We start from the raw sequence: 15,854 nt of genomic DNA on the forward strand, positions 1-15,854 counted from the left end.
CGGGCGTGAGGTGGGCTTTTACCTATCCGCTGCTGGTGCTGCTGCTCGGACTCGGACTGCTGGTGCTCTTGCCGCTGCCCTTGCTCTTGTCTGCCGCGGCCTGCGCGTCCTCCGCCCGCTGCAGCGCGGACTGGAGATCCTTCTGCGCCTGCCCGTACGCCTCCCAGTCGCCCTTCTTCAACGCCTGTTGCCCGGCGTCGAAGGCCTTCTGGGCGTCGCTCAACGCGGCCTGGACCGTGGGGTTGCTGGATGTCGGTGGAGTGGTGGTCTCGTCCGGTGGCGGCGTCGTCGTACTCTCCGCCCCGAAGACCTTGTTGAGCCCCTCGTCCAGTGTGTCCTCGAAGGCGGTCTTGCCTCCGTAGGCCACCAACACCTTGCGCAGGAGCGGGTACTTGAGTCCACCACCGCGTACGTAGACGGGCTCCACGTACAGCAGTCCGCCGTCGAGCGGCACCGTCAGCAGGTTGCCGTACTCGATGTCGGAGTCGCCGCCCTTGAGCAGCTTGATCGACTCGGCGATGTCCTGTTCGGAGTTGAAGGCACTCTGCACCTGTTTGGGCCCGCCGACGGTCGTACTGGTCGGCAGCTTCAGGATTCTGATCTTGCCGTAGTCCGGGGTACCCGCCTCGGAGTCGACGGCCATGAAGGCGCTCAGGTTGTCTCTGCCGTTCGGCGTGAACGTCGTCGTCAACGAGAAGGCCTGCGCGGGCTGGTCCGGCATCTTCATGCTCAAGTAGTACGGCGGCACCGCGCTGTTGGACTGGTTCGTCGGGTCGTTCGGGACCTGCCACACCTCGCTGCCGCTGAGGAAGGTCTGCGCGTCCGTCACGTGGTAGCGGGTGAGCAGTTCGCGCTGGACCTTGAACAGATCCTGCGGGTACCGGAGATGGGCCATCAGCGAGGACGAGATGTCCTTCTTGGGCTCGACCGTGTTCGGGAACGCCTTCATCCAGGTCTTCAGGACCGGGTCCTCGGTGTCCCACTGGTAGAGCTTGACGGCACCGGTGTACGCGTCGACGGTCGCCTTCACCGAGTTGCGGATGTAGTTGACCTGGTTCTGCTGGGCCACCACCGCGCGGTTGTTGTTGGTCGCCGTCAGCGAGTCCGCCGTGGTGTCCCCGAGGGTCGTCCGCGAGGCGTACGGGTATCCGTTGCTCGTCGTGTACGCGTCGACGATCCACTGGATACGGCCGTCCACGACCGCCGGGTAGGCGTCGCCGTCGATGGTCAGCCAGGGCGCGACCGCCTCGACGCGCTCCTTGGGCGTGCGGTTGTACAGGATCCGCGAACCCTCGCCGATCGCACCGGAGTACAGGATCTGCGGCTCGTTGAACGCCACCGCGTACGCCGCCCGGTTGAGCGGGTTCGAGAGGTTGACCCCGCTCTTGCCGGTGTAGCTGGTGGTCTTCTCGCCGCTGTCGTCGGAGTAGTCGATCTCCTTCTGGGGACCGCCGACGATCGAGTACGTGGTGGTCTTCTCGCCGTAGTAGATCTGCTGCTCGTACTTGCCGAGGTCACCCGTGGACGGCAGATCGGACTCGGTGAAGACCGGCCGGCCCTCGGAGTCGACCGCGGTGCCCTTGGCGGCGACCACGCCGTAGCCGTGGGTGTAGCGGAAGTGGTCGTTGATCCAGTTGTTCTTCGGAATGCCGTTGAGGTTCAGCTCACGCAGACCGATGACCGTGTCCTGGTCCTTGCCGTCCTTGCTGTAGCGGTCGACATCCAGGTTGGTCGGGAACGCGTAGTAGTTCCTGATCTGCTGGAGCTGCTGGAACGTGGGCGACACGACGTTCGGGTCCACGATCCGGATGCTCGCCGTGGAGTCGACGTCGGAGCGTAGCTTGGTCTTGTCCTTGGTGGTGCTCGTCCCCGAGTACTCCGTGACCTTGGTGTCGTCGATGCCGTAGGCCTCGCGCGTCGCCTTGAGGTTCTTCTGGACGTACGGGGCTTCCTTGGCCTGCTCGTTCGGCTGGACCGTGAACTTCTGGACGATCGCCGGGTACAGGCCGCCGATGAGGATCGCGGAGAGCACCATCAGGCCGAAGCCGATGACGGGCAGCTGCCAGGTGCGCCGCCACAGGGTGGCGAAGAACAGCAGCGCGCAGATGACGGCGATGCAGAACAGGATCGTCTTGGCCGGCAGATACGCGTTCGCGTCGACGTATCTCAGGCCCGTCCAGTCACCGGTCGCCTTGAAGTCGCTGGATTTGACCGCGAGTCCGTACCGGTCGAGCCAGTAGGCCACCGCCTTGAGCGCGACGAAGATGCCCAGCAGCACCGACAGATGCCCGGTGGCCGCGGCCGTGGCACGCGCGCCCGGGCTGGTGATGCGCAGCCCGCCGTACAGGTAGTGCGTCAGCGCGGCGGCGAGCAGCGAGAGGATCGCGGCGGCGAAGCCGAAGCCGAGCAGGAAGCGGTACCAGGGCAGGTCGAACGCGTAGAAGGACACGTCGAGGTGGAACTGCGGGTCCTTCTGGTGGAAGGGCACGCCGTTGACCCACATCAGCCAGACCCGCCACTGACTGGACGCGGACGCCCCCGCGATCAGCCCCACCAGGGCGGTGATCGCCAGAAGCAGCCACTTCTTGTACGGCGCGATGCCCATCCGGTAGCGGTCGAGGCTCTGCTGCTCCATCGACATCGCGCTGAGCGGCGGGCGCAGGCGGTGCGCCAGCCAGATGTTCACGCCCACCGCGGCCGCCATCAGCAGGCCGAAGACGAAGAAGAGTCCGATCTTCGTCGTCAGGGTGGTGGTGAACACGGACGAGTAATGCACCGACCGGTACCAGAGCCAGTCCGTCCAGAAGCCCGCGAACATCGTGAACGTCATGCCGAGTACGGCAAGGACGCCCAGTGTCATGAGCAAAGTCCGGACGCGCCGGGACGGGCGGCCCACTCTGATCCGCGGCCCTGTCGGGCCTCCGCCGCGGTCCGGCATCTGGAAAGCCAAGGTGCGCACCTCGAAGTTCGCTGTTGGTCGCTGTCGTTGCGTCAGGTCCCCGGTTTCGCGGACCCTCCGTAGCCCCGCGTGATCGCGGGCCCACACCTATGCAACTTACTCACCGTTTACTCGGTTCCCGATTCCGGCCATGAACGAGGCAGGATTGTGACCATGTCCAACACTCCCATGGCAGCGAACCCCCTCACCCGGGCCGTACTCGAGATCGACGAGTACGCCTCCGGCCTCGGCTGGGACCAGCCCGCTCGCCTCTTCGCCCTGGTAGACACCGCGCGGCTGCGGGCCCAGGAACCCGGTCTCGCGGCCCAACTCGGCCTTCAGGAAGAGTCCGCGACCATCGGTCTCACCCCGATCGAGCAGGAGGAGATCCCGGCCGGAAAGCCGCTGGACGAGTTCCTCGGCACGATCGCCTGGCCCGACGCGGTCGTCGGCTGCGCGCTCACCGTCGAGCGGCTGATGCTGCCGCCGTCCGCCGAGGCCTCCGTCCCGGACGGGCTCAGCGAGAAGAAGCTCACCCAGTGGGTCGCCCAGCACCCGGACCGCCAGGAGGTCCGCATGACGGTCGCGGTCCTGCGCGACGGCACCCGCGACTCGGCCCTGCGCCTGCGCGAGAAGGACTCCCCCACGGAGGTCCTCACGGGCGGCACCCTGGTCCCCGGCCTCGCGGAGGCCCTGTCGGCGACCTTCGAGGACTGACGTCGTCCGCTAGCCAGGACTCCGGTTCCTCGCGTACGACTCCGGGGGCGCCCTCTGTCTGAGGGCGCCCCCGGAGTCGTAGGCGAGGTCTTCTGAGTCGTACGCGAGGTCTTCTTAAGAAGAGGCTCGTTTTGAGAAGAGGCTTGTTCAGCCCTTGGTGGTGCACTTCGGGAGGTCGTCGGTCTTGCCGCTGTTGATCAGCTTCAGGGAGCTGATCGCGTCCTTGATGGTGTTGACCTTGACGAGCCTGAGGCCGCCGGGGGTGTCCTTGGCGGCCTCCGCGCAGTTGTCGGCGGGGGTCAGGAAGTACTGGGCGCCCTTGCTGCGCGCGCCGACCGTCTTCATCGAGATGCCGCCGATGGGGCCGACCTTGCCGGTGTCGTCGATCGTGCCGGTGCCGGCGACGAACTTGCCGCCGGTGAGGTCGCCCGGGGTGAGCTTGTCGTAGATGCCGAGCGCGAACATCAGGCCGGCGCTCGGGCCGCCGACGTCGGCGAGCTTGATGTCGATGGTGAACGGGAACGTGTGGTCGGTCCCGGCCGAGATGCCGACGATGGCGCGCTTCGTACCGCTGTCGTCGGAGGTCGCGGTGGTGATCGTGATCTTCTTCGTCGCGGTCGCCGTCCTGTTCGCCTTCACGGCGGCGGCCTGCTCCTTGGCGGGCACGATCGTGAACACGACGTCCTCACCGGGCTTGTGCTTGGTGACCAGCTTCGCGACGTCGTCGGGCTGCTTCACCGTCGTACCGTCGACGGCCTTGATCACGTCACCGGCGTGCAGCTTGCCCTCGGCCGGGGTGCCCTTGACGACCGTCGAGACGATCACCCAGGACTTCACCGGGACGCCCAGCTGGTCCAGGGCGGCGACCTTGGCGCTCTCCTGGGACTGGCTGAACTCCTCGGCGTTCTCCTGGGTCGACTGCTGCTCCGTCTTGCCGTCCGGGTACAGCGTGTCGTGCGGGACGATCTTGTCGTCGTGGGCGAGCCAGCCGTACACGGCTTCGATGAGGTTCATGTTGTAGTCGGCGCTGGTGACGCGGACCGTCGTCATGTTCAGGTGACCGGTCGCCGCGTAGGTCTTGCGCCCGGTGATCTGCAGCACCGGCTCGCCGTCGTGGTCCCCGAGCGTGTTCACCGTCGGGCCCGGCGACATCTCCGAATACGGGACGTTGATGAGGACTCCCGCGCACAGGAGCGCGATCAGCATCAGGGTGGAGGCGAGCATCGTCGCGGTGCGGCGTGGCATGGCACGACAGTACGGGACGCGTCTGTCAGCGCACCGTCAGGGCCGCCTTCCGATCATGTGCCGGAGTGGGACTTCTCCATGGCCTCGCGGAAGCGGGCGTAGCCGTCCAGTTCCGGGCCGTCGCTGCGCATCTTGCGGGTCCGGTTGGCCCAACTGCCCCACAGACCGGCACCTATCGCAGCCACCAGCGGAATCAACAACCAGGCGAGTGCCGCCATGCCGACCTCCCAACCCCGGATGAGTGACCTCAACTGACTGATCAGCAGATTAGCCAGCCCACTGACAACGCTCGTGCCCGGGGGGCGGTTACGCAACCGGAGGGCGGGTGAGAAGTACATGAGTGCGCATCAGCAGGCGCCGACCCACTCCTCGGTGCCGTCGGAGAACTTCTGGTGCTTCCAGATCGGCACCTCGTGCTTGAGGTCGTCGATCAGCTTCCGGCACGCCTCGAAGGCCTCACCCCGGTGCGGACACGACACGCCGACGACGACCGCGAGGTCCCCGATGCCGAGATCCCCCACACGGTGGACGGCGGCCAGCGCCCGCACCGGATACTCCGCGACGACCTTCTCGGCGATGCGCCGCATCTCGGCCTCGGCACTGGGGTGGCAGGAGTACCCCAGGGCGTCGACATCGGCACCGCTGTCGTGATTGCGCACGGTCCCTACGAAGAGGGCCATCCCACCGGCGGCATCGTCCCCCACGGCCTTGAAGACCTCGTCCACGGAGAGCGGCGTCTCCCGGATCCCGATCAGCTTGATGGGATCCTGCGCGGCCTGCTCACCGGGATGGTCGATCGTGGGTGCCATGCCTCCATCGTGCCCCACCCCGCCGACAGCGAGGAATAGCACTTTCACCAAGCACGCGCGTGTGGGGACTTGGAGCCTTCTACAGGAGGGTGATCGGTGGTTCCGGAGCGGGTCAGATCCGCCGCCGGGCCTTCCGCGCCCGCCGTACGACCGCCGCCGCGCCCAGCAGCGCGACCGTCGCGCCCGCGGCACCCGCCGCCGTCGCGTCCTTGCGGCCGAGCCGTCGCCCGACGACCGTGTGCCGCCCGGAGACCTCCTCCAGGAGCTCCGCGAGCACTTCCTCGTTGGTCCACTGCGGCCGCCAGCCCGCGTCGTGCAGCCGGCTCCCGCTCACCACCCAGGGGTACATCGTGTACGCCAGGTCGCCGGCCGGGGACGGGGTGAGCCCGATCCGGTGCAGCCGGGCCGCCGCGCCGAGCGCGACCGCGGACGGCAGCTCCATACGGCGGATGCCGCTGAGCTCCTCGACCTCCTCCTGCTCCAGCCACCCGTCGCAGCCGACGGCCAGCTCCCCCTCGACCTTCTCCAGGACGGCGTACTCCAGGGCACTGCACAGGTCCTCGACATGGCAGAACTGCCAGGCGGGCCGCGACCCGGCCACCACCAGCAGCCGGGGCGACTCGAAGTACCTGGTCAGCGCGGTGTCGGTGCCTCCGACGAGCACTCCGGGGCGTACGACGGTCACATTGAGCCCGGGATGCGCCCTGGGCGCGCGTCGCGCGAGCCGCTCGACCTCCAGGAGGTCGCCGACACCGGTGGCCTCCGCGGTGGCGCGCAGTTCGGCGTCCTCCGAGAGCGGCAGTTCGTTGTCGGGCAGCGCTCCGTAGACCATCGCCGAGGTGCACAGCACGACCCGGTGGACACCGGCGGCCGCGGCGGCGGTCAGCACGGTCTGCGTCCCCCGCACGTTGTACGCCGAACGGGCGGCCGGGTCCGTCTCCAGGTCGAGATCGAGCGCCAGATGGACGACGACGTCCGCGCCGCGCAGCTTCTCCGCGATGGCCGGATCCCGTACGTCGAGGATGTGCCACTGCGCCGCGGCGCACTCGCCGCGCCGCTCGTCGATGGCGATGACCTGCTTGATCTCCTCGGAGGCGGCGAGCCGCTCGGTCAGCAGCGCCCCGACCCCGGACGCGGCGCCGGTGACCGCGACGACGGGCCCGCGCACGGCGGGACTGGTTGAGTGGTTTCGCGCTGCGCGAACCTGCGGATCTGGGGAACTCACCGGGCGTCTCCAGCGGTTGTCTTCAGTACGGATGCGCGTGACGCGTCCGGACCAGGTGGCATCCATCCTGCCGCAGGCCGGGTCTCGGCGAAGCACCGAGGCCCGATCGGCCCGCGGTGTCTACGCTGGGTGGTGTTGAAGGGCAGTCGTGCCGTCGGAGAGAACCGGCGGCCTTAACAGCCGAGGAATCCCGTGAGTGACACCCCATTCGGATTCGGCCTTCCGCCGGAGGAGCCGGACGACGGCGACGAGGGCAAGAAGAAGGACCAGGAGAGCGGTGGTGGTCAGGGGCCGGCCAACCCGTTCGGTTTTGGCGGGCTGCCCGGTGCCGGGGGCTTTGGCGGCCCCGGTGCGGACAATCCGCTCGCAGCCATGTTCGGCTCCCTGAACCCCACCGACCTGGGCGCCGCGTTCCAGCAGCTGGGCCAGATGCTCTCGTACGAGGGCGGCCCGGTGAACTGGGACATGGCCAAGCAGATCGCCCGCCAGACGGTCTCCCAGGGCACGCAGGACGGCACGAAGGACGCGAGTATCGGTCCCGCCGACCGCACCGCGGTCGAGGAGGCCGTGCGCCTCGCCGACCTGTGGCTGGACGACGCGACCTCGCTGCCGTCGGGCGCCGGCACCGCCGTGGCGTGGTCCCGCGCGGAGTGGGTCGAGGCGACCCTGCCCGCGTGGAAGGAGCTCGTGGACCCGGTCGCCGAGCGCGTCGGCGCGGCCATGGGTGACGTCCTGCCGGAGGAGATGCAGGCCATGGCGGGCCCGCTGATCGGCATGATGCGCTCGATGGGCGGCGCCATGTTCGGCACGCAGATCGGGCAGGCCGTGGGCACGCTCGCGGGCGAGGTCGTCGGCTCGACCGACATCGGTCTGCCGCTCGGCCCGATCGGCAAGGCTGCGCTGCTGCCGCTGAACATCGAGGCGTTCGGCAAGGACCTGGGCATCTCCCAGGAGGAGGTGCGGCTCTACCTCGCCCTGCGCGAGGCGGCCCACCAGCGCCTGTTCGCGCACGTGCCGTGGCTGCGCTCGCACCTGTACGGCGCGGTCGACGGGTACGCGCGCGGGATCAAGGTCGACACCGCCAAGCTGGAGGACGTGGTCGGCCAGTTCGACCCGCAGAACCCGGAGCAGCTGCAGGACGCCCTCCAGCAGGGCATGTTCCAGCCGGAGGACACCCCGGAGCAGAAGGCCGCGCTGGCCCGTCTGGAGACGGCTCTGGCGCTCGTCGAGGGCTGGGTGGACGCGGTGGTCCACGCGGCCGCGAAGCCGCGTCTGACGTCGGCCGACGCGCTCCGCGAGACCCTGCGGCGCCGTCGCGCGACGGGTGGTCCCGCCGAGCAGACGTTCGCCACGCTGATCGGCCTGGAGCTGCGCCCGCGCCGGCTGCGCGATGCCTCTCGCCTGTGGGCCTCGCTCACGGACGCGCGCGGTGTCGACGGCCGGGACGGCCTGTGGGCCCACCCGGACATGCTGCCGACGGCCTCCGACCTGGACGACCCGGACGGCTTCGTGCACCGCGAGCAGCTGGACTTCTCCGAGCTGGACAAGATGCTCGGCGAGGCGGCGAACGGCACCGCGGAGAAGCCGAACCTGACGAAGGACGAGGACTCCAAGGACGACGACACCGAGTGAGCCTGTACGACGACGCGGTCCTCGTACTGAAGAGCTACGAGGACCAGACGGACCTGCGCCAGACCTACCTGGACCACCTGGCCGCCCACCCGGACGGCATGTGGAAGTCCTGCCACGCCGGTCATGTGACGGCGAGCGCCCTGGTGATCGACCCGGAGCACGGCAGGGTCCTGCTGACCCTGCACAAGAAGCTGCGGATGTGGCTCCAGATGGGCGGCCACTGCGAGCCGGAGGACACCTCCCTGGAGACGGCGGCCCTGCGCGAGGCCACGGAGGAGTCCGGCATCACCGGACTGAACCTGCTCCCGGGCGGCCCGGTCCGCCTGGACCGGCACCCGATCCCCCCGCCGTGCCACTGCCACTACGACGTCCAGTACGCGGTGCTGGCACCCCCCGGCGCCGTCCAGGAGATCAGCGACGAGTCCCTCGACCTGCGCTGGTTCCCCTACGCCGAGGTGCCGTCCGTAGCGGACGAGTCGGTCCTACGGCTGCTGGAGGCGACGCGCGCCAGGCTCTGAGCCGGGTGTGGCAAGCGCTGAACGTGTAAGGGGCGCCCGCGATTGCGGGCGCCCCTTACGTTGGTTTTCCGGACGCTCAGCTCCAGACGTTGCCCTGGTTCTGTGCGTGCGCGCCGTGCTGGCCCATGCCGAACTGGGCGGCGACGCCCTGGCCGATCGCGGCGTTCTGCGGCGGGAGCAGTTCGCTGGGCTGGACGAGCGCGTAACCGCTGCCCATGAAGCTCAGCTCCCAGCCCTCACCGGTGTTGCCGCGGCGCCGCCACACCCCGGAGGAGTGCGTCTGGGCCTGCATCTGGACACGCAGTCCCGTGGACCAGGCGACGATCGCGTCGGCGTCGCAGTTGACGTACTTGTCGGGCGTGACCTGCATCATCAGCGGCGCGCCCGAGGTCATCAGGGCGACCTTGCCGCGGCCGGTGATGTTGAGCTGGTACTTCCCGGAGCCGGAGATGCCGTACAGGCTGTCCACGGCGATGACCTCGTGGTGCAGCGAGGAGTCCATCGCGAGGACGTAGCTGCTGTCGACGGTCAGGCCGTCCTGCTCCACATCCACTACGTGGATGTGCTGGGCGAGGTTGGCGAGGAAGACCGTGCCCTGCCCGTGGCAGCGCATCAGGCTGAGGCCCTCGCCGGTGAAGGCACGCGCGCGTCCCTGCTGGTTGTTCTGGTACTCGGCGTCGAACTCGACGAGCCCCTGGTAGGCGACCATCGTGCCCTTGCGGGCGAGGATGTCGTCGTGGCCCTCCAGGACGACGCGCAGCATCTGCTTGTTCTGCAGGCTGTAGCGGTCCTGGGACTGCGAGTCGTTGAACGCGAAAAGCGGGCTCTGCATGGTGTCGTGTCCCCCCTCAGCCCCGGAACCGGAGACGGTCGGTGCTGTCCTCGCTGGGCTGGACGACGACGATGCCCGTCCCGGAGAAGGCCATCTGGTAGGCCTCACCGCTGCCGCGGCCGATCAGCGACTGCGCCTTGAAACTGCGCTTGCCCTTCACCTTGAGGTTCGGGGACCAGGCGACGAGCGCGTCCGGGTCGACGTACGTCTCGTCCTCGCCACCACCGCAGTCGACGACGATCGGCTTGCCGCGGGAGGTCAGCGCGACCCAGCCCTGGCCGGTGATCTTGGTGTTCCACAGACCCTGTCCGGCGAACTTCGCCAGCCCCTTGACCCGCTCCACGCCCCAGGTGAGGTGGGAGTCGAAGGCGAGCAGGTTGGTGGCGTTGACGGAGATTCCGTCGCCGTTGAGGTTGATCACGACGACGTCCGCGCCGTAGTCGGCGAGGTAGAGCAGTCCGTCCCCGGAGCACTTCATCAGGGGCGCGCCCTCGCCGGTCATCCAGTCGCGCGCGATCTGGCGCACGGCCGGCGGGTTGGGCTCGTACTGGATGAAGCCTTCGTAGGCGATCATCGAGCCCACGCGCGCGAAGAGGTCGCTTCCGGTCTGCATGGCGACCTTCAGCATGTTGTTGCCGTGGTTCTCCATGCGGGCGGAGACGGGTGCGGGGGCATAGCCCGCGAGCGGCTGGTTCATGACGGGCTCCCTCAGACCTCGTACGGCTGGACGACGATGAAGTTCCCGGGGGCGGCCCGGAACTGCAGGTTGACGCTCTCGCCCGTGTCGCCCGGGTACGCGTTACGGCGCATCCGGACCTGGCTGGAGACGATCACCTGGGCTGCCGCGGACCAGGCGACGACCGCGTTGCAGTCGGCGAACGTGGTCGGCGTGACCGGCAGCACGACGGGCGAGCCGTGGGTCTTCACGACGATGGTGCCGGTCCCCTGGAACTGCATCGTGAACAGCGCGCCCCCGGGGATGCCGTGTCCCTCGATGCGCCGGACTTCGTACTGAAGGCTCTCGTCGAAGGCAAGAACGTTCTCGGCGGAGACGCAGATCGCGTCCCCCTGGAGCTCGACGGGGTGCAGGTGGGTGGAGTTCTCGGCGAGGAACACCTGGCCCTGGCCCGTGCAGCGCATCAGCTGCATCTCCTGGCCGGTCGCGTTGCCGACGATCCGGCCGGCGAACCCGGCGCCCTTGTAGCCGAAGTCGACCTTGCCCTGGTAGAGCACCATGCTGCCCTGACGGGCGAGCACGGGCTGGCCGCCGATGCCGAGGTCGACGCGGACGAGCTTCTTGTTCTGCTGCGTCCAGCGCTGCCCGGTGGGCGTCTCCTTGAACTTCTCCAGCGCGGCCGACACACCGGCGCCCTGAGGAGCACCCTGGGGCACTCCGTAGCCGGCCGCTTGCCCCGGGACCTGCCCGAACGCGGGCGGCTGCTGCCCGTAGCCGGGAGGCGCGGGCGGCTGGCCGTAGCCAGGGGGCGGAGTCGGCTGACCGTAGCCGGGCGGCGGGCCCGGCGCGGGCGGAGCCTGGGGCTGCGCGTAACCGGGCGGCGGAGGCGGGCTCTGGCCGGGGGCCTGCTGTCCGTACGGCGCCTGCGGCTGGCCGTAGGGCGCGGGCACGGGACCCGGGGGCGGCACCGTGCCCGCCCCGGGCGGGGTCAAGGGCGCGATGATGGTCGGCGCGGCGTGCACGGAGGGCGCGGGCGCCGGCGGGGGCGCGTACCCCTGCGCGACGGGCTGGGGGGCCGGAGCGGGTGCCGCGGGAGCGCCGAACGCGGGCGGGGCGAAGCCGGGGGCGGCACCGGACTGCGGCGGCGCGGGCTGCGCCTGCTGCGGCTCGGGCGCCTCCTCCTCCGCGACCTCGCCGCCGAAGTTCTTCAGCAGCGCGTCGAGGCCACCGTCGAAGCCCTGGCCGACGGCCGCGAACCGCCAGACGTCCTTCAGGTAGAAGTCACCCAGCATCACGGCCCGCTCGGTGGTGAACTCCGACCCGTTGAACGAGTAGCGCGCCACCTCCTCGCCGCCCGCGACGATCCGGACGTACCCAGGGGCGATCTGCGACATCTGCCCGGCGCCGTCGAGCGTCGCCGTGAACGCCAGTTTGTGGATCTGCGGCGGGATCTTGTCGAGCGTGACCCGGAAGGACTCCGAGTCGCCCGCCTGGGCACCCAGGAGCTGGATGGACTCCTCGGGGGACTTCGGCTGGTTGAAGAACACGAAGTACCGGTCGTCCGAGAGCCGCTCCTCGGCGTCGAGACCGAAGCAGCTGATGTCGAACGTCAACCCGGGGCCGGTGATCTGCACGCCTACGTACAGATCCGTGCCCGCGGTGAGGTCACTGATCTTGGCCTTGTGGCCGCGTTGGAATTCCCTGGCCATGCGTAACGACCGTCCCCCATCCCGATGCAAGTGCGTCGCGTCAGGCTAACGGCAATCTCTGACACCGGAGTAAGTCGGTACAGACCCGGTACACAATCCCCCACAAGGGGGCCTCACTCGTCGCGGGCGCCCGGCGGATGGGGCAGCCGCTCGGCCGCGACCACGCCTTCGAGATAGCCCTTGGCCCGCTCGGTGCGCGGATACGCCTCCAGGAGCCGCCAGAACCGCGGCCCGTGTCCGGGCACCAGGAGGTGCGCCAGCTCGTGCAGCAGCACGTAGTCGACGACGTACTCGGGCATGCCCTGCAGCCGGTGGGAGAGGCGGATGCTGCCCTCGGACGGCGTGCAGGAGCCCCAGCGCGTGTTCTGGTTGGTGACCCAGCGCACGGAGGTGGGCCGGGCACGGCCGTCGAAGTACTGGGCCGACAGTCGCTCGGCACGCTCGGACAACTCCGCGTCACCGAGCACGCGTTTGCTTTCCTGGGCGGCCAGCTTGTCGAGCATGACGGTGACCCAGCGCTTCTCCTCCGCCTCGGACATGCGGGCGGGGATGAGCACGACGGTGCGATCGCCCTCGCGGTACGCGGAGACCGTCCTGCGCCGACGCGCACTCCTGCGGACCTCGATCGCGCTCGCCCCCGAGCCGCTTGGCGGCTGGCTCGTCGTACTGCGCTGTGGTTTTCCGGCGCTGTGCAGTGGGTCGGCGGGCACGGCACGACGTTACCCTCTGCACACGCGGGAAGTCCCGACTCCGGGGCGGTTTCGGTATCGATCCGCCACCAAGCGTTTGATTCGTACGACGAATCCCACAGCCTGTGGACAACTTTCTGCACCCGACGCCCGGGCCGGGCAGGCTGGCATCGCAGGCGGAGCACCGACCGGTTCCGCCGGCACACGGGACGCACTTCCTAGGGCTACGGGGGCCTGTCATGCATCCGATGGTGAAGCCCGCGCTGCGGCGCGGCTGGCGGGATCTCAACACCGTGCAGTTCGGGATGACACCGGCGCACGCCATGACGCTGGGCCCCATGGACGCGGCGACGGGCAGTTTCCTGGACCTGCTCAACGGCACGCGCGGACTGCCCCTCCTGCGCGAGGAGGGACACCGGATGGATCTGCCCGAGGGCCATGTGGACCAGCTGGTGGAAGGACTGGCGCAGGCCGGTCTGCTCGACGACGCGCGAGGCGGCGGGCCGGCCGCAGACGCCCTCCGTACGAAGAAGGACGTCCTCGACCGCCTGCGCCCGGACCTCGCGTCGCTCTCCCTGATCACCGGCGAGCCGGGCGAGTCGATGGGCCGTCTGGCGGCGCGTCGCGAACTGCGGGTGCAGGTGAGAGGCGCGGGCCGGGTGGGCGCGGTGCTGGCCGCGCTGTTGTCGGGCGCGGGGGTCGGCGAGATCGACGTACGCGACGGCGGTCACACCGAGCCATGGGACGTCGCGCCGGGCGGGCTGCCCGCCGAGGCGGTCGGCGAGCGCCGTGACGAGGCGGCGCGCCGCGCGGTACGCCGGGCGGCACCGGGCCGCCCGCCGCGCAGGACCTCGCAGGCCACGGCGGAGGAGGGCGACCCCGGTTTCTCCCTGGTGATCCTCGCCCCGCGCGACGACGTCGCCGTGCACGCGCCCGACCCGGCCGACGCCACCGGCTTGATCGTCTCGGGGACCCCGCATCTGTACGCCGGTGTCGTGGAGGGCACGGGAGTCGTGGGCCCGCTGGTCCTGCCCGGCGAGACGTCCTGCGCGGGCTGCCTGCACCACGCGCGCACCGACCGGGATCCGACCTGGCCGCGGCTGGTCGCGCAGTGGCGCTCCGGCAGGCAGCCGCAGGTGCGGCCCTGCGATCTGACGCTGGCCACGACCGTCGCCGGGCTGGCGGCCGCGCACGCGCTGGCCTTCCTGGACGGGCTGTCGCCGTCGAGCGCGGGCGCGCGGTGGGAGGTCTCGCTGCCCGGTCTGCACTGGCACGCGCGGCCGGTCTGGGCGCATTCCGCCTGCCCGTGCGGAGCCGCGGAGAAGGGTGCGAAGAAAGGTAAGGAGGGACACACCTCTACGGACGAGGATCGACACGCGACAATGGCAGAGGACCGGCCGTCGAGGGATGTGCGCCGTAAGGCAGACTCGGCCCGGCCGGCCGGGACTTGGAGGGCGCATGTCTGATCTTCCCCGCAAGGCGGTCACCCGCACCGCCAAGCTCGCCGCGCTCCCGCTCGGCTTCGCCGGGAGAGCGACGTGGGGGCTCGGGAAACGGATCGTGGGCGAGTCCGCGGAGATCGTCGGCCGCGAGCTGCAACAGCGCACGGCGGAGCAGCTGTTCAAGGTGCTCGGCGAGCTCAAGGGCGGTGCGATGAAGTTCGGGCAGGCGCTGTCCGTCTTCGAGTCGGCGCTGCCCGAGGAGGTCGCCGGTCCCTACCGTGCCGCCCTGACCAAGCTCCAGGAGGCGGCGCCGCCGATGCCGACACGCACCGTGCACGGTGTGCTGACTGAGCGGCTCGGCGAGGACTGGCGCGAGCTGTTCCTGGAGTTCGAGGACAAGCCCTCGGCCGCCGCGTCGATCGGCCAGGTGCACCGGGCGGTGTGGCACGACGGCCGCGAGGTCGCGGTCAAGGTGCAATACCCGGGCGCCGGTGAGGCCCTCCTGTCCGACCTTACCCAACTGAGCCGTTTCGCCCGCCTGTTGGGCCCGCTCATCCCCGGGATGGACATCAAGCCCCTCATCGCCGAGCTCCGCGACCGGGTCTCCGAGGAGCTGGACTACGGCCTGGAGGCGCAGGCCCAGCAGGTGCACGCGGAGGAGTTCGAGGGCGACCCGGATGTCATGGTGCCCGCCGTGGTCCACCAGTGTGACCAGGTCCTGGTCACCGAGTGGATCGACGGGATTCCGCTGTCGGAGGTGATCGCCGACGGCACCCAGGAGCAGCGCGACCGGGCAGGCCAGCTCCTGGCCCGCTTCCTCTTCTCCGGCCCGGCCCGCACGGGCCTCCTCCACGCGGACCCGCATCCGGGCAACTTCCGTCTGCTGCCCGCCGACCCGGACGGCAAGGGCGACTGGCGACTGGGTGTCCTGGACTTCGGCACGGTCGACCGCCTCCCGGGTGGCCTGCCGACGCCGATCGGTGACTCCCTGCGCATGACGCTCGACGGCGACGCCGAGGCGGTCTACGAGCTGCTGCGCACGGAGGGCTTCGTCAAGGACTCGATAGAGCTGGACCCCGACGCCGTCCTCGACTACCTCGTGCCGATCATCGAGCCGGCGCAGGTCGACGCGTTCACCTTCAGCCGCAGCTGGATGCGCAGCCAGGCGGCCCGCATCGCCGACCCCCGCTCCCCCGCCCACCAGTTGGGCAAGCAGCTCAACCTGCCCCCGGCGTACCTCCTGATACACCGGGTGACATTGAGCACAATCGGCGTCCTGTGTCAGTTGGGCGCGACGGTGCGGCTGCGCGAGGAGCTGGAGGAGTGGCTGCCGGGGTTCGTGCCGGAGGACCCGGACGAGTACGAGGAGTTCCTGGACGAGGAGGACCCCGCGGCGGAGGCGTGAGCCGAGCCGCGGACGGC

At 69.7% G+C, this 15,854-nt stretch carries 14 protein-coding genes; 5 read left to right on the top strand and 9 right to left on the bottom strand.

What is annotated here, in order from left to right; genetic code table 11:
- Positions 1-22 precede the first annotated feature (22 nt).
- A complete protein-coding gene (locus OG714_RS18505) occupies positions 23-2,938 on the bottom strand; it encodes a UPF0182 family protein (protein ID WP_406131866.1) in 2,916 nt (971 codons plus the stop codon).
- 174 nt (positions 2,939-3,112) lie between these two features.
- On the opposite strand from OG714_RS18505, the gene OG714_RS18510 reads away from it, so the two are divergent.
- Positions 3,113-3,655: a PPA1309 family protein gene (locus OG714_RS18510; RefSeq protein WP_406122314.1), complete on the top strand. Its 543-nt coding sequence runs from the start codon at positions 3,113-3,115 to the stop codon at positions 3,653-3,655.
- A 147-nt stretch (positions 3,656-3,802) separates the two neighbouring features.
- Here OG714_RS18510 and OG714_RS18515 read toward each other — a convergent pair whose 3' ends face one another.
- From OG714_RS18515 to OG714_RS18530, 4 genes are all read right to left on the bottom strand, one after another.
- Positions 3,803-4,900, bottom strand: a complete 1,098-nt coding sequence (locus OG714_RS18515; RefSeq protein WP_406122315.1) for a PDZ domain-containing protein — start codon at positions 4,898-4,900, stop codon at positions 3,803-3,805.
- A 53-nt stretch (positions 4,901-4,953) separates the two neighbouring features.
- Positions 4,954-5,118, bottom strand: coding sequence for a hypothetical protein (locus OG714_RS18520; RefSeq protein ID WP_406122317.1), 165 nt, complete (start codon positions 5,116-5,118; stop codon positions 4,954-4,956).
- Between the two features lie 129 nt (positions 5,119-5,247).
- On the bottom strand, positions 5,248-5,709 hold the full coding sequence (locus OG714_RS18525; protein ID WP_406122318.1) for a molybdenum cofactor biosynthesis protein MoaE: 462 nt from the start codon (positions 5,707-5,709) through the stop codon (positions 5,248-5,250).
- A 112-nt stretch (positions 5,710-5,821) separates the two neighbouring features.
- On the bottom strand, positions 5,822-6,934 hold the full coding sequence (locus OG714_RS18530) for an SDR family oxidoreductase (protein ID WP_033282043.1): 1,113 nt from the start codon (positions 6,932-6,934) through the stop codon (positions 5,822-5,824).
- A 192-nt stretch (positions 6,935-7,126) separates the two neighbouring features.
- Here OG714_RS18530 and OG714_RS18535 point away from each other — a divergent pair, with 192 nt between their 5' ends.
- A complete protein-coding gene (locus OG714_RS18535) occupies positions 7,127-8,566 on the top strand; it encodes a zinc-dependent metalloprotease (RefSeq protein WP_406122320.1) in 1,440 nt (479 codons plus the stop codon).
- On the top strand, positions 8,563-9,084 hold the full coding sequence (locus OG714_RS18540) for an NUDIX hydrolase (protein ID WP_406122322.1): 522 nt from the start codon (positions 8,563-8,565) through the stop codon (positions 9,082-9,084). The genes OG714_RS18535 and OG714_RS18540 overlap by 4 nt, the downstream gene beginning before the upstream one ends.
- A gap of 76 nt (positions 9,085-9,160) precedes the next feature.
- Here the strand turns inward: OG714_RS18540 and OG714_RS18545 are convergent, their stop codons facing one another.
- The 4 genes from OG714_RS18545 to OG714_RS18560 all read right to left on the bottom strand — a co-directional run bounded on the left by OG714_RS18545 (position 9,161) and on the right by OG714_RS18560 (position 13,011).
- Entirely contained in the window at positions 9,161-9,916 is a 756-nt protein-coding gene (locus OG714_RS18545; protein WP_406122324.1) for an AIM24 family protein, read from the bottom strand.
- A gap of 16 nt (positions 9,917-9,932) precedes the next feature.
- Positions 9,933-10,613, bottom strand: coding sequence for an AIM24 family protein (locus tag OG714_RS18550; protein WP_406122326.1), 681 nt, complete (start codon positions 10,611-10,613; stop codon positions 9,933-9,935).
- 11 nt (positions 10,614-10,624) lie between these two features.
- Complete coding sequence (locus OG714_RS18555; RefSeq protein WP_406122328.1) at positions 10,625-12,301, bottom strand: TerD family protein; 1,677 nt, start codon at positions 12,299-12,301, stop codon at positions 10,625-10,627.
- Between the two features lie 113 nt (positions 12,302-12,414).
- Positions 12,415-13,011, bottom strand: a complete 597-nt coding sequence (locus tag OG714_RS18560; protein ID WP_328679205.1) for a M48 family metallopeptidase — start codon at positions 13,009-13,011, stop codon at positions 12,415-12,417.
- A gap of 218 nt (positions 13,012-13,229) precedes the next feature.
- Here OG714_RS18560 and OG714_RS18565 point away from each other — a divergent pair, with 218 nt between their 5' ends.
- Positions 13,230-14,456 (top strand): ThiF family adenylyltransferase, encoded by a 1,227-nt coding sequence (locus tag OG714_RS18565; RefSeq protein ID WP_406122330.1) that lies wholly within the window; start codon positions 13,230-13,232, stop codon positions 14,454-14,456.
- Positions 14,449-15,837, top strand: coding sequence for an ABC1 kinase family protein (locus OG714_RS18570; RefSeq protein WP_406122331.1), 1,389 nt, complete (start codon positions 14,449-14,451; stop codon positions 15,835-15,837). The genes OG714_RS18565 and OG714_RS18570 overlap by 8 nt, the downstream gene beginning before the upstream one ends.
- Positions 15,838-15,854: the final 17 nt, after the last annotated feature.

The sequence above is a fragment of the Streptomyces sp. NBC_00989 genome, assembly GCF_045162655.1.
Taxonomy (GTDB): domain Bacteria; phylum Actinomycetota; class Actinomycetes; order Streptomycetales; family Streptomycetaceae; genus Streptomyces.